Raw genomic sequence first — 14,404 nt, 5'->3', positions numbered from 1 at the left:
CTTAATGTAGCCGCTAATACACCAGAAGCTGCAAAATTAGCAATGGGCGCAACTATGTTCCATTGGGGTCTCCATCCTTGGGCTATTTACGCTGTTGTTGGTTTATCTCTTGCATTTTTTACGTATAACAAAGGTTTACCGCTTTCTATTCGTTCTATTTTTTATCCTATATTAGGTGATAGAGCATGGGGTTGGCCTGGTCATATCATTGATATCTTAGCTGTACTTGCTACGTTATTTGGCCTTGCAACATCTTTAGGTTTGGGTGCTCAACAAGCCTCTGCAGGTATTAACCATGTATTTGGTACAGAAGGTGGCATTGGCTCTCAAATTCTAGTTATTGCGGGTGTAACACTTTTAGCCATTGTTTCTGTGGTTCGTGGTATTGACGGTGGTGTGAAACTGCTAAGTAATGTAAACATGTTAATTGCTTTCTCATTATTATTGTTTGTTTGTTTAGTGGGCTTTGCTGTAGCAATGGGTAATGTACCGACTACCGTGATGGGCTATGTAGAAAACATTATTCCATTGAGTAATCCTCACGGCCGTGAAGACGAAACATGGATGCATGGCTGGACTGTATTTTACTGGGCTTGGTGGATTTCTTGGTCACCGTTCGTAGGTATGTTTATCGCGCGTGTATCACGTGGTCGTACAATTCGTGAGTTCTTAATTGCGGTATTACTCGTCCCTACTGCTGTTACCATTTTATGGATGTCTATATACGGCGGTATTGCTATTGATCAAGTAGTTAATGGTGTTGGTGCACTAGGCACTAATGGTTTAACTGATGTCCCTTTAGCTATGTTCCAGATGTTTGATGCATTACCTCTATCTAATATCTTATCATTTATTGCGATTATATTAGTGTTAGTATTTTTTATTACGTCATCTGACTCAGGCTCATTAGTCATTGATTCAATTACAGCTGGCGGTAAAATTGACGCACCGGTGCCACAACGTATATTTTGGGCAACGGTAGAGGGCGCAATTGCAGCGGCCTTACTTTGGATTGGTGGTACACAAGCAATCGAAGCACTACAAGCAGGTGCTGTTTCTACAGGCTTGCCATTTACTATTGTATTGTTGTTTATGTGTTTAAGCTTAGTTTTAGGTTTACGAACTGAGCCTCGCCCAGTTAAATAATACTTTTAGTAAGCAATACTTTTAATTAGTAACGAAAGCGCCGCAATTTTTGCGGCGCTTTTTTATTTAACTATTTAAGGTTATATCCATTCGCTTAATAAAGTGATCTATTTTGTGGCAGGAAAAACTTCTCGATAGTAAGGCAAAATTTCTTTATTTAATTGCTCTAAATGAGAAATTTTTAACGCAGCTAGCGTCAGGTTTAACCCTCAATATGATTAAAGTATTATTGCGTATTAGTATTATACCCACAACTCTGAGATTGGAGTATCTACACGGTAATGATGACTCAGTTGCGCTTGTAAAAGCTCAGCTGTGGCAAGTGCATCCGTTAACGCATTATGATTTTGGTACGCAGGTAGGGAATAACGCGCACGGCAATCTGTTAATCTGAGCGAGCCTAGTTTTGTATTAAATAATCGGCCTAATAAACCTTGCCTCTCTTTTAGTGCTCTTTTTTCTAGCTCCATTGTATCAACAAGTGCAAACTCAATACCTTCTTTAAGCCTAAGTAATAACGCATTATTTAAAAAATGTCGCTCTATTGCAGCGTAATGCACCACGACAACTTTGCCACTTAGCGCTTCAAGTAAAGGTTCAATAATTCGGTTAAAATCAGGGGCGTCATCCACCTCAGAGTGCGTTATTCCATGGATTAAAATAGATTCTTCATGCAGGTTACGTCTTGGTTGAACAACCCAATGCCGACTGTGTTTGCAATAAATACGCTTTAAATTAAACGGCACTAAGCCAACACTCACTATATCGTCGTTCTGGCTATTTAAACCTGTTGTTTCAAAGTCCATTGCTACAAAAGGCACATCTTCTACAGCGGCTTTATCTTGGTTATAAGCACCTGCATAAAAGTGTTTTAGAAGTTTATTTTCGGTGTTGTTGGCAAGCTCGTTGTATCTAGTTTGCCAATCAACTGCTTTGTAATTACGCGGATTCATAGGCTACTTCACACCAGAATTTGCTGTGTAGCTAAATTTTAAATAGCTTTGTGCTTTTTCTAAAATAGCGAATGCCTCTTTCAAGTTTCGTTGCTCGAACGGAGACAGTAAATGTGGGTCTAAGTCGTTATCAGGCTCTTCGCCCTTCTCTATTTGCCACGCTTGATGGCGAATTCGCATCATGGCAATATACTCAAGTGAATCACGTAAATCTTGCGCTTTACCCTGCGGTAATAGCTTAGCTTCAATAATATCTTCTAATCGCTCAAACGAGTTTTGTTTACGCGAACCAATAGCTAATGCGTGTACACGTATAACATCAGAAAGTGGTGCAGTACCTCTTCGTTTTAAGTTCATTGAACGCTTATGTTGGCCGTTATGCTCCATAACAAAGCCTTTAAAAAAGCCAAGAGGTGGTGTTCTATTTCGAGCATTTGCCGCCATATTTGCTAGAAATATACGATTCACTTTACTTTGTTTCGCTATAAATATTTTAAGCTCGTCGGCCCACTTGGTTTTGCCCCACACACCGTCTAAATCAAAAAATATAGAGCTATTAAGCAGTGCTTGTGGTTTTGGCTGGGCTATCCAATCAGCAAATTGATCGAACCACTCTGAGCGAGTTTTACGCCATTTTTTAAACGACGCCATTATTTCTCCATCACAGTAGGTGTAACCACACTGCGCTAAGCCATCACACACAAAATCGGCAATATTTTGAAAGTACGCGTTATGTTTTTCATCGTCGTAACTGTCATCTAAAATTAGTGCGTTATCTTGATCAGTTACAATAAGTTGCTCGTCGCGAGCCATGGAGCCCAGTGCAATAAAACAATAAGGAACGGGAGGTGGACCAAACTTTTCCTCAGCTAATACAAGTAATCTTTGTTTAAATGTACGTCCTATAACGGCCATGGCAGTACCAATCATGTGTGAATTTGCATCTTCGTTAACCATACGGACAAATACATTGGGCAATTGGCGTGCATAATGCGCTAAATCCTCAATTGTTTGTTGAGCAAGTATGCCGCGTACAAGTAATAAGCTGCTTTGCGATTCGTAACGTAAAATATCAGAGAGGGAGATAACTCCTATAGGACGTCTTTTTTGTACTACGGGCAAATGATGGAGATTATCTCTGAGCATGGCAAGTACTGCTTCAAAAATATAGTCATTAGCGTCTAAAAGCACTAAGTTAGTAGACATAATCTCTTTTGCTTGTGTGTTAAAATCAAGCCCTTTAGCCACTACTTTTGAGCGTAAATCCCTATCGGTTATTATGCCAACGACTTGTCCATCATCTTCCTCAGGATCGTCGTTTATTGGTTTATTTACATCGGTTACCAAAACTGACGATACCGCCTCTTCGGTCATTAATTTAGCGATATCTTGTATTGTAGAGGTTGCATCTACGGTGACTACATCTCTGTGAATTAATGATTTTACTTTAGCTGTTGTAAGGTCATTGCCATCGGCTTGTTCAACAATAGCTTGATGCAAACGTACGTTACCGTCTGTTTCAAAGTAATCAGCAAACGCATCAAACTCATCACAGTAACGATTAAATAGCTCAACATTTATACAATAAACTAACGTATCTTCAAGAGCAGTTGCAGGAAAACGCACCTTACGGTTCATCAATAAACCCATTTGACCAAATATCCCTGCGATGGCCAAACGATTGTATAGCTCACCATTTCGGCGATACATTTCTACAGAACCACTTCTAATCACATACAAATCAGATATGTCTTGTCCAAAACTCAAAATATCTGTTTTTGCTCTAAAATAAGCAACTTCTACTTGTTGAGCTAGCTCATTAAGCGCTTTTTGAGGTAAGTCATCAAAAGGAGGATGTTGTGCTAAAAATTGTGCGATTTCAACTTGTTCGGCTTGCATAAATCCCTTCCTGTATGCGCATTAAAATGACTAAATCTGTTTTGCAGATTAACACTATCATCGGAGTGTGAAAACAATTACTGCACAATTTTGGGCACAAAAAAAGAGCCTAAATAGACTCTTTAAATGTAATACTTATTGTAAAAATTTATTTACCGCGCTGAGCGTCTTTTTGGGCTTTTTTGGCTTCTTTACGTTGCTGTAAAACAGCTTGTGCCTCATTACCAATATGGCCTTCGCCACGGGCTTGCGCTAATTCTATTTGCTTTTGGCGCTCCGCAAAACGTGTCCGCTGCTCGTCTGTCACTTCTTCAATACAATGATGACAAGATACACCTTCCATGTATTCAGGCTTTAACTTTTCGTCTTCTGTAATTGGCATACGGCACGCGTGACATTGATCATAAGAGCCTTTTTGTAAGTCGTGATCAACCGCAACGCGATTATCAAATACAAAACATTCGCCTTCCCACATGGTTTCTTCTTTTGGCACTTCTTCTAGATATTTTAAAATGCCGCCTTCAAGATGATAAACTTCGTCAAAACCTTGCTCTTTCATGTAGGCCGTCGATTTTTCGCAGCGGATACCACCTGTACAAAACATCGCTACTTTTTTATGTTTTTCAGGGTCTAAGTTTTCTTTAGCCCACTGTGGAAATTCGCGAAAAGTTTTAGTATTTGGATCGACTGCATTTTGAAATGTACCAATTTCAATTTCGTAATCATTACGTGTATCAATTAAAATTACTTCTGGATCAGATATAAGTGCGTTCCACTCATTTGGCTTTACATAGCTACCCACAACTTTAAGCGGATCTACGCCTTCAACGCCCATCGTTACAATTTCTTTTTTTAGTTTTACTTTAGTGCGGTAAAACGGGCATTCATCATCGTAAGATTCTTTTGTTACGATGTTTTTTAAATTTGGTTGCTCATCAAGCCATGCTAATAAGTTGTCTATCCCTTCACGTTTTGCAGAAACAGTGCCGTTTATACCTTCGGCAGCGAGTAGTAAAGTACCGCGTACTTCATTTGCTTCCATCACTTCAAGCAACGGCTTACGGATAGCTTCAAATTCAGGTAAACCAACAAATTTATACAGCGCACATACTACAAAGTGATCGCCCGTTACATTATCTTTATGAACAACAGTCATTATATTTCCTATTTTGCCTTATTAGCCAGTATTGGCGTTTACCGAATCGTAAATCCGGCGCATATGGGGCGCGTATTTTACGCTTTTTTAGTTTAATTGCAAAAAATAGCGCTATAGATTGGTTTTTACTGTTAGCGACCTATCTGTGTAAGCTATAATGCGCTGATAAATTTATAGACTTAATTTGCTCATTTTGGAGAAACACACATTGCAGTTTACTGATCTTGGGATTGATACACGCCTTGAAACACAACTAGCACATCAAGGGATCACCCAGCCCACCGATATTCAAGCGCATGCAGTGCCTACCGCACTTGCAGGGCATGACATTTTCGCTCAGTCTAAAACTGGGTCGGGCAAAACCTTGGCGTTTTTATTACCTGCTGTACAAAGGGTTATGAAACAAAAAGCACTCAGTAAACGCGATCCTCGTGTACTTATTGTTGCTCCTACTCGTGAGCTTGCTACGCAAGTATTTACTCAGCTGCGTTTATTAATTGCAGGCACAGCCATTAAGGCCGTAAAAATACTTGGTGGCGAAAACTTTAATGACCAAATAAAAGCACTTAGAAATGACCCACAATTCGTAGTTGCTACACCAGGGCGTTTAGCTGATCACATTACAAAACGTTCATTACAATTGAGTGGACTAGAACTGCTTATTTTTGATGAAGCCGATCGTATTTTAGATTTAGGCTTTACCGAGCAGTTAAAAATGATTAACGAGCAAGCTAATCACCGTTTACGTCAAACGTTATTGTTTTCTGCAACACTTGACCATGCACAAGTAGATGCCCTATCACGTAACCTATTAAAAAAACCAAAGCAAATTACGCTAAGTGCAGCGAACGAGCAACATAGCGATATTAAACAAACGTTATATCTAGCCGATCACCTTGATCATAAAGAAGCGCTATTAGAGCACTTTTTGAATCAAGATGATGTTGGTCAATGCATTATCTTTACAGCAACACGTTCTGACACGAGTCGCTTGAGTGAAGCGCTTAATGCTAAAGGCTTCAAGTCTGTGGCGCTTGCTGGTGATTTAACACAAAATAAACGCTTAGATATAATGGATTCGTTTAGTCGCGAAAACTTTAAAATATTGATCACCACCGACGTTGCATCTCGTGGTTTAGATTTACTAAGTGTAACGCATGTTATTAACTTTGATTTACCAAAACACGCTGAAGAATATGTACACCGCATAGGTCGTACAGGACGAGCAGGCTTTAAAGGTAACGCAATTTCATTAGTTGGCCCAAAAGATTGGGCAAGTTATTTAGCTATTAAAGCATTTTTAAATGATGAGTTAAAATTTGCGAGCGTAGAGGGCTTAAAAGCTAAGTTTAAAGGTTTAAAAGAGAAAAAGCCTGAGGCAACGTGGGATAAATCTAAAGAAAAATCCGCCGCTGTTAAAAAGCCTATATTTAAACGCAAAGCCAAACCTAAAATGCCAACAGCACCAATTAAAGCACCAATGAACATTGATGGCGATACACCAATGCGCCGTAAAAAAAAGACTGAGCAGGAATAATTATGAGTTACCTAGGAACCACACAAACATTATTTGTAAAAGAAGTGAGTAACGAAGGTGCTTACTTAGACGGTCATGATTTAGGTGAAGTGTTTTTACCAAAACAAGAAATTAAACATGAGCTTGAAGCAGGCGATAGCATTAGTGTATTTATCTTTTTAGACAACGCTAACTTAGCAACTGCCACAACTAAAAAGCCACACGCACAAGTAGGTGAATATGCCCTGCTTCGCGTTAAAGAAATTAATAGTATTGGTGCATTTTTAGATTGGGGTCTTGAAAAAGATGTACTAACCCCGTTTAACGAACAAAAACCACGCATGCAAGAAGGTCACTCATATTTAGTTCGTTTGTACCTTGATAATGCAAGCCAACGTATTTGTGCATCAAATAACTTTAATCGCTTCCTATCTAAAGATGAGCCACAATATACTCACTTACAAGAAGTGGATTTAATTGTTGCTGGCAAAACAGATATTGGCTACAAGGTATTAATTGAAGAATCGCATTTCGGTGTTGTTTTTTACAATATGGTATTTAAAAGCTTATTTGTGGGTCAAAAGCTTAAAGGCTTCATTCAGAAAGTACGTGAAGACGGAAAAATTGATGTTGTATTAGAAAAGCCAGGTATGGGAAAAGTAAGCGACCTTGGTGAAACTATTATGCAAAAACTAAAAAATGAAGGTGGTGTTATCCCATTAGGTGATAAATCTGAACCTGAAGCTATAAAAAAGATGTTTTCTACTAGTAAAGCTAACTATAAAAAAGCAATTGGTGGATTATTCAAACAAGAGTTGATAGATATTGAAGCGAAATCCATTCGCTTAAGATCTTAATTATAAATAATAGGCTGTAATTACTAATATTATCTGTTTGTAATTAACCTAAAATATACTTATAAGGCAATGTACATTGCGTATATTGCCTTGAATAATCAAGCACTTCACCTTTTGACTCTAGGTTAAGCGGTGCCAAACGAAAAACCTTCTTTTCGCATTCTATTTTTTTATCATCAAGCTTAGATATGCAATCAGTTACTGTTATATGCTGAGATGTAAGTGTATCCTCATTTTTGTAACATAGGTGGTGTGCATAATCTTGCATTGTTTGTTTAAAATCGAACATATTTACAGGGTAATTCGTGATTATATCTGTTACTGATGTAACATCATCATATGCTTTATTAGAAAAAAGATTTTTATTTACTGAAAAACCCGCAACAATAATAATTATAAAACCTAATAATAACTTCAAAACAAACCCCTACTACATTTCAATTCTAATAATGTAACATAAAATACACATGAGGTAAGGGCTTTTAGCACTATATTGCTGCTTTTTGTTAAATTATGCTATAGATCTATTAACATCACTAAGCACTTTTACGGGATCATCCGCCTGAGTAATAGGTCGGCCTATAACTAAATAATCACTTCCTGCATCTATTGCTTGCTTAGGAGTCATAATACGCTTTTGATCACCCGCATCACTCCCTTCAGGACGTATACCTGGTGTTACAAGTTTAAAGTTCTCACCTAACTCTGCTTTTAAAGCTTTTGCTTCTTGTGCAGAACACACAACGCCATCAAGCCCTGCTTCCTTTGCAAGCTTAGCTAAATATATAACTTGCTCTTGAGCAGATTTATCAACGCCTAAACGCTTTAGTTCTGTTTCATCCATGCTTGTTAATACAGTAACTGCGATAAGTAATGGCGCTTTATCGCCAAATTGTTCTAGAGCCGATTTAGCTTTGCTCATCATTTCAAAACCACCAGAAGCATGAACGTTTACCATCCACACACCCATTTTTGCAGCTGCAGTAACAGCTTTAGCTACTGTATTAGGGATGTCATGAAATTTTAAATCTAGAAAAACATCAAAACCTAAATCAATTAACTCTTTAACAAATGTAGGTCCAAAATAAGTAAACATCTCTTTGCCTACTTTAAGACGACATGTATCAGGAGAAAGTTGTTTAACAAAGTTTAAAGCAACCTCTTGATCATCGTAATCTAATGCTATAAGAATTTTTTTTGAGTGTTCGAAAGACATGACTATCCTAATGTATGGCTATAATACCAATCCGCAATAATACTTAATCAATTTGAGGACCAAATCTGACGCTAACTGCGTTAAAAATTTCTTATATAGAACAATAATATTAAAAATTTTTTGCCTTGTTATCGACACAATTTTCTTACCTCAAAACAGACCACTTAATTAAGCGAATTGATATAAAGTAATTGTATAAGTAGATTTAATGCAATAGTGCTAGCTGGTAATTTGAGAGAAGGTGTAGAGAAATTTATATAGACACAACATCAAAAAATTCCAACCCAGTAAACTCTCAGTTTAATTTGCTAAAATTATCATAGTTAAATCCGATATTATTTAAGGGGTTATTAAAATCCGTCTAAGCCTCGACTTGGAACAATGGTTTCCCAATGCTTACAAGAAGGGCAATTCCAATATATGGTGTAACTTGTAAAACCGCAATGCTGACATTGGAAATCAGGTTTTGTAGCAATATAAGAGGTTACAAGCTTATCAATTTCATTAAGTACTTCTTTAGTATTTTTATTTTGGTCACCCATTAATTGCAGTAAAAAACTGAAACCACGAATAGTAGGTTGACGTTTTAAGCTATCAGTTAGAAATTCAAAGGCTTGTTTAGTGTGTCCTTGCTCAAGCAATGCTTGGCAATGTTTTATTTTAATTAATACACCGCCCTTTTCTAACAAGTCACTGACTAATTCATGAAATTGATGCGTTAAATTTAATTGTTTATAGCTGTGAGCTAGCTCATCAATAAACAACGGCGCAAACAAAGTGAATTGTGATACAAGCTCACGCCAGTAATAAATAGCTTTAACGTAATCTTCTTTCGCGTAAGCAACTAATCCTAACTCGTAAAGCGGACGTACGGCTTTATAATTTAAGCTAATCGCTTTTCTCATTAGTTGGGGTGTGTTATCACTTAAAGCTGATTCACAATAAAAATTAGCAATCGCTTTAAATTGTTGTTCTTTTGAAAATAGTTCGCTGTGGGCTTCAAACATGTTGATGCCTTTTTCCCATTCACGGGTTTGCGAATATAAAGTAATAATAGGGTCTAGCGCTTCTACATGGCCAGCCTTAACTAACCAAACTAAGTGCTCTTCTGCACTATCAAGTAGNCCAGCCATTATATAATCTTCGGCAAGTTCTAAACGGCTAGTTGCAGCTTGTTGTTCATTTAAGCCTGGGTGTTTTAATAGAAGTTCATGAATTTTAATTGCGCGGTCTAATTCACCTCTACGGCGAAACATGGTGGCAAGTGTAGAATAGTGTTCAACAGAGTCAGCTGAAACTTCAAGCAAATTAATCAAGTGCTCTAAGCCTTGGTCTTCTTCTCTGTCGAGTAGAAACTTTAAGCCTTTGCTGTATTCAGAAGTGATCTGACGATTTAGTTGATGAGCTTGGTTTTTAGCACTGTTTTTACCCATAATCCAGCCGTAACCGGCGGCAACAGGTAATAGTAAAAACAAAAGCTCAATCATAGTTAGGTGTCTTTATTCGCGGCAAGCTTTTTTTTATCTTTTTCAGGCGCTAATTGCTTTTTTAAGCGGTAGTTTTGCCACTTTAATTGTGAAAACAATTTAAAGCTAATAAAACAACCCACTAAAACACCTAATAAAAAGCAGATACTTATTATTACAGCTAAAGGTAGTGTATTACTGGCTATAATATAATTTATTTGTACTAACTGTGGGTTTTGTGACCCTAATACAAATGCACTGATAAGGCATAGCGCAACCAGAATAATTTTTAATACCTTGAACAAGTAACTACTCCACTACGTTAACTAGGCAATGCTTTCATTTACGCGGTCGCGTAATTCTTTGCCTGGTTTAAAATGAGGTACATGCTTTCCTTCAAGCTCAACTGTATCGCCAGTCTTAGGATTACGACCTGTACGAGGAGCGCGGAAATGCAAAGAGAAACTACCAAAACCTCTGATCTCAATACGATCTGAAGTAGATAATGAGCCGGCCATTTGTTCAAGAATTTCTTTTACAGCATTCTCAACATCTTTCACTGGAACGTGTGCGTGTTGTTCCGCAAGTGTTTCTATCAGTTCTGACTTAGTCATAGCGTTTCCTTAAAAAGAGATATAGGAAGGGCAAAAAATGCCCTTCCAACTAAAAACTAATTATATATTAGTCTTTTTGTGCATTTGCGAAAGCAGCTGCCATTGCGTTTTCAAACACTGGCTCTTCTTTCTTAAGCTTCTCTAGTACTTCTTTCTCTTCTGCTTCGAAAAGAGCTTTTACAGATAAGCTTAAAGTGCGGTTCTTACGATCAACACCAACGTATTTAACTTCAATCTCGTCGCCTACAGAAACAACAGTAGTTGCATCTTCAACGCGTTCTTGAGCGATATCAGCTACACGGATGTAACCTTCAACGCCTTCGATAAGTTCAACAGTTGCGCCTTTCGCATCAACTTCAGTCACTTTACCTTTAACAATAGCACCTTTTTTGTTTGCATCAAGGTAGTTATTGAATGGGTCAGCTTCGATTTGCTTAACACCTAGAGAGATACGTTCACGCTCTGGGTCAACTTGCAATACGATAGCAGTGATTTCGTCGCCTTTCTTGAATTCACGTACAGCTTCTTCGCCAGGTGTATTCCAAGAAATGTCTGAAAGGTGTACAAGACCGTCAATACCACCGTCAAGACCGATAAAGATACCGAAGTCAGTGATTGATTTGATCTTACCAGTAACTTGATCGCCTTTGTTTTGTAGACGAGCAAATTCCTGCCAAGGATTAGCAATACATTGCTTAAGACCAAGAGAAATACGACGACGTTCTTCGTCAATTTCTAAAACCATAACTTCAACAGTGTCGCCTAAGCTAACAACTTTTGAAGGATGGATGTTTTTGTTAGTCCAATCCATTTCAGAAACGTGTACTAAACCTTCAACGCCTTCTTCGATTTCCACGAAACAGCCGTAATCTGTAAGGTTAGTAACACGACCAGAAAGTTTAGAACCTTCTGGGTAACGACCAGCGATAGCTGCCCATGGATCTTCACCAAGCTGTTTAAGGCCTAGAGATACACGAGTTTTATCTTTGTCGAATTTTAGAACTTTAACTGCGATTTCGTCGCCAACATTAACGATTTCTGAAGGGTGCTTAACACGCTTCCAAGCCATATCAGTAATGTGTAGTAGACCATCAACACCACCAAGGTCAACGAATGCACCGTAGTCAGTAAGGTTCTTAACGATACCTTTAACTTCTTGGCCTTCAACAAGGTTAGCAAGAAGCTCTTCACGCTCTTGTGAGTTTTCAGATTCGATAACTGCACGACGTGAAACAACAACGTTGTTACGTTTTTGGTCAAGCTTGATTACTTTAAATTCAAGCTCTTTGCCTTCAAGGTGAGTTGTGTCACGTACTGGACGAACATCAACAAGTGAACCAGGTAGGAAAGCACGGATTGAATCAACTTCAACTGTGAAACCGCCTTTAACTTTACCGTTGATAACACCAGTAACAGTCTCTTGCTCTTCACATGCTTTCTCAAGACGGATCCATGCTTCGTGACGCTTAGCTTTCTCACGAGAAAGAATAGTTTCACCGAAACCGTCTTCAATTGCATCTAGTGCAACATCTACTTCGTCGCCTACAGCAACTTCAAGTTCACCAGCAGCATTTTTGAACTGCTCAGCAGGGATAGCACTTTCTGATTTAAGACCAGCATCTACAAGTACAATGTTGTTCTCGATTGAGATTACTGTACCTTTAACGATAGAGCCTTGCTCTGCTTCAAAACCCTTTAAGCTTTCTTCAAATAACTGCGCAAAATTTTCTGACATACGAATATACGTCTCTATATATTATACCAATAAGCAACCATGCTGCATGGGGTTGTTAAAATAGCACTGGCATCCTGCTGGCGCATAAAATGTGTTTTAGCTTCGTTTAGGAAGCTTACCTTCAGAGATTGCAATATCTAATAAAGTTACTACTTTATCAAACACTTGCTGTGCATTGAGTTCGCTAGTATCAAGCTCAATAGCACCTTCTGCAGGTACAAGCGGAGCAACGGCACGATTCATATCGCGCTCGTCACGAGCTTGAATGTCCTGTAATAGACCACTTAGTGTAACATCAAGACCGCGCGCATTCAACTCAACAAAGCGTCTACGTGCACGCTCTTCTGCACTTGCTGTTAAATATATTTTTAACGGCGCATCTTGAAAAACCACAGTGCCCATATCACGGCCATCGGCAATTAAGCCGTTTTCAGTGCGAAATGCACGCTGGCGACGTAATAACGCTTCACGAACGCGAGGTAATGCTGCAACTTTTGATGCTGCAGCGCCTACTTCTTCATTACGAATAGTAGTGGTTACATCTTCGCCTTCTAAAATAACTTTTCCTGCATTAGTTTGGCTATCTACCAAAAACTGCACATCTAAATTTGCAGCAAGAGGGACAAGCCCTTCTTCATTATCTAATGCAATTTGGTGATGAAGTGCAGCTAAAGATAAAACGCGATAAATCGCACCGCTATCTAATACATCCCACCCTAACTTGTCGGCTAACAAGCGACAAACAGTTCCTTTACCTGAACCACTTGGGCCATCAACGGTGATCACGGGCATTAATAACGCCTGCATTTAAAACCTCCTGCAATGCACACCTAAATAAACCGCGACATTATACGTCAGTTATTAAAATATATCTGCTATTAGTGTGTAACTTTTGTAATTACTTCTAATTAGCTTATTCACTGACTGACGCTAAAACATTGAAAAATGTAGGAAATGTTTTATAAGTACACTTTGGATCATTAATCGTTATTGGCTTTCCACCAACGGCAACCATTGCAAAACACATGGCTATACGGTGATCGTCATAAGTGTCTATTGCTACATCGTTGAAGTGTTTAGGCGGTGTGATTTCTATAAAGTCATGCCCTTCTACCACTTCTGCACCTACCTTTCTAAGCTCAGTTGCCATCGCATATAAACGGTCTGTTTCTTTTACTCGCCAGTTATAAATGTTACGAATAGCAGTTGGGCCTTTAGCGAAAAGAGCAACAGTTGCAAGGGTCATAGCAGCATCAGGAATTGCATTAGCGTCAATATCTACGCCTTTTAATTCACCTTTGCGAACAACTAAACGCTCATCATACCAATCGATTTTTGCGCCTACTTGCTCCATTACTTTAGCAAAGCCTATATCACCTTGAACTGATTTAGCACCCACGCCTTTAATTTCAATCTCGCCGCCAGCAATTGCAGCAGCAGCAACAAAGTAAGAAGCAGAAGATGCATCGCCTTCAACCATAATTCGTTCGAGTGATTGATACTGTTGACCACCTTTAACTTTAAAAGTTGCATAATCACTGTGTTCAACATTAACACCAAAACGTGCCATTACATCAAGCGTAATATCAATATAAGGTTTAGATACTAAAGTACCTTTAATAGTTATCGTTGTATCACCGCTAAATAATGGCGCCGCCATTAATAGAGCCGTTAAAAATTGACTTGAAATACTACCGTCAATTTCAACCTCACCACCTTTTATTTGACCACCTACAATTTTAAGTGGTGGATAGTCTTTGTGTTTTGTATAGGTAACATCACCACCAAGCGCTTGTAGAGCATCAACTAAGTGACCTATCGGACGCTCTTCCATACGTGGCTCGCC

The 14,404-nt window shown here is 38.6% G+C and carries 14 protein-coding genes; 3 read left to right on the top strand and 11 right to left on the bottom strand.

Annotated features, from left to right (window positions below; translation table 11 throughout):
• Positions 1–1,146 (top strand): BCCT family transporter (locus tag L654_RS0123675; RefSeq protein ID WP_024609223.1); only part of this gene is annotated, 1,146 nt, incomplete at its 5' end.
• A gap of 242 nt (positions 1,147–1,388) precedes the next feature.
• Here L654_RS0123675 and L654_RS0123670 read toward each other — a convergent pair.
• From L654_RS0123670 to L654_RS0123660, 3 genes are all read right to left on the bottom strand, one after another.
• Positions 1,389–2,099 (bottom strand): 3'-5' exonuclease, encoded by a 711-nt coding sequence (locus L654_RS0123670; protein ID WP_024609222.1) that lies wholly within the window; start codon positions 2,097–2,099, stop codon positions 1,389–1,391.
• Between the two features lie 3 nt (positions 2,100–2,102).
• Positions 2,103–3,998 (bottom strand): DUF294 nucleotidyltransferase-like domain-containing protein, encoded by a 1,896-nt coding sequence (locus L654_RS0123665; protein ID WP_007583071.1) that lies wholly within the window; start codon positions 3,996–3,998, stop codon positions 2,103–2,105.
• Positions 3,999–4,146: 148 nt separating this feature from the next.
• A complete protein-coding gene (locus tag L654_RS0123660; protein ID WP_007583069.1) occupies positions 4,147–5,154 on the bottom strand; it encodes a rhodanese-related sulfurtransferase in 1,008 nt (335 codons plus the stop codon).
• A gap of 208 nt (positions 5,155–5,362) precedes the next feature.
• On the opposite strand from L654_RS0123660, the gene L654_RS0123655 reads away from it, so the two are divergent.
• Both L654_RS0123655 and L654_RS0123650 read left to right on the top strand, forming a co-directional pair.
• On the top strand, positions 5,363–6,691 hold the full coding sequence (locus L654_RS0123655; protein ID WP_024609221.1) for a DEAD/DEAH box helicase: 1,329 nt from the start codon (positions 5,363–5,365) through the stop codon (positions 6,689–6,691).
• A gap of 2 nt (positions 6,692–6,693) precedes the next feature.
• Positions 6,694–7,527: a S1-like domain-containing RNA-binding protein gene (locus tag L654_RS0123650; RefSeq protein WP_024590152.1), complete on the top strand. Its 834-nt coding sequence runs from the start codon at positions 6,694–6,696 to the stop codon at positions 7,525–7,527.
• Positions 7,528–7,570: 43 nt separating this feature from the next.
• Here L654_RS0123650 and L654_RS0123645 read toward each other — a convergent pair whose 3' ends face one another.
• The 8 genes from L654_RS0123645 to aroA form a co-directional block, all read right to left on the bottom strand.
• Positions 7,571–7,945 carry a hypothetical protein gene (locus tag L654_RS0123645; RefSeq protein WP_007583062.1) on the bottom strand — a complete coding sequence of 125 codons (375 nt, stop codon included), beginning with the start codon at positions 7,943–7,945 and terminating at the stop codon, positions 7,571–7,573.
• Between the two features lie 93 nt (positions 7,946–8,038).
• On the bottom strand, positions 8,039–8,743 hold the full coding sequence (gene pyrF, locus L654_RS0123640; RefSeq protein WP_007583060.1) for an orotidine-5'-phosphate decarboxylase: 705 nt from the start codon (positions 8,741–8,743) through the stop codon (positions 8,039–8,041).
• A 350-nt stretch (positions 8,744–9,093) separates the two neighbouring features.
• On the bottom strand, positions 9,094–10,230 hold the full coding sequence (lapB, locus tag L654_RS0123635; protein ID WP_010552858.1) for a lipopolysaccharide assembly protein LapB: 1,137 nt from the start codon (positions 10,228–10,230) through the stop codon (positions 9,094–9,096).
• Positions 10,231–10,232: 2 nt separating this feature from the next.
• Positions 10,233–10,514 (bottom strand): LapA family protein, encoded by a 282-nt coding sequence (locus L654_RS0123630; protein WP_007583056.1) that lies wholly within the window; start codon positions 10,512–10,514, stop codon positions 10,233–10,235.
• 21 nt (positions 10,515–10,535) lie between these two features.
• On the bottom strand, positions 10,536–10,823 hold the full coding sequence (gene ihfB, locus L654_RS0123625) for an integration host factor subunit beta (protein WP_007583054.1): 288 nt from the start codon (positions 10,821–10,823) through the stop codon (positions 10,536–10,538).
• Between the two features lie 67 nt (positions 10,824–10,890).
• Entirely contained in the window at positions 10,891–12,558 is a 1,668-nt protein-coding gene (gene rpsA / locus L654_RS0123620; RefSeq protein ID WP_002961176.1) for a 30S ribosomal protein S1, read from the bottom strand.
• Between the two features lie 96 nt (positions 12,559–12,654).
• Positions 12,655–13,365, bottom strand: coding sequence for a (d)CMP kinase (gene cmk, locus L654_RS0123615; protein WP_024609220.1), 711 nt, complete (start codon positions 13,363–13,365; stop codon positions 12,655–12,657).
• 106 nt (positions 13,366–13,471) lie between these two features.
• Positions 13,472–14,404: 3-phosphoshikimate 1-carboxyvinyltransferase (gene aroA / locus L654_RS0123610; protein WP_024609219.1), on the bottom strand; the 933-nt coding region annotated here is incomplete at its 5' end.

This window comes from Pseudoalteromonas sp. TAB23, from assembly GCF_000498075.1.
In the GTDB taxonomy this organism is placed as follows: Bacteria; Pseudomonadota; Gammaproteobacteria; order Enterobacterales; family Alteromonadaceae; genus Pseudoalteromonas; species Pseudoalteromonas arctica.
Note: the sequence above shows the minus strand (reverse complement) of the source record. Positions and strands in the feature narration are given on the sequence as shown.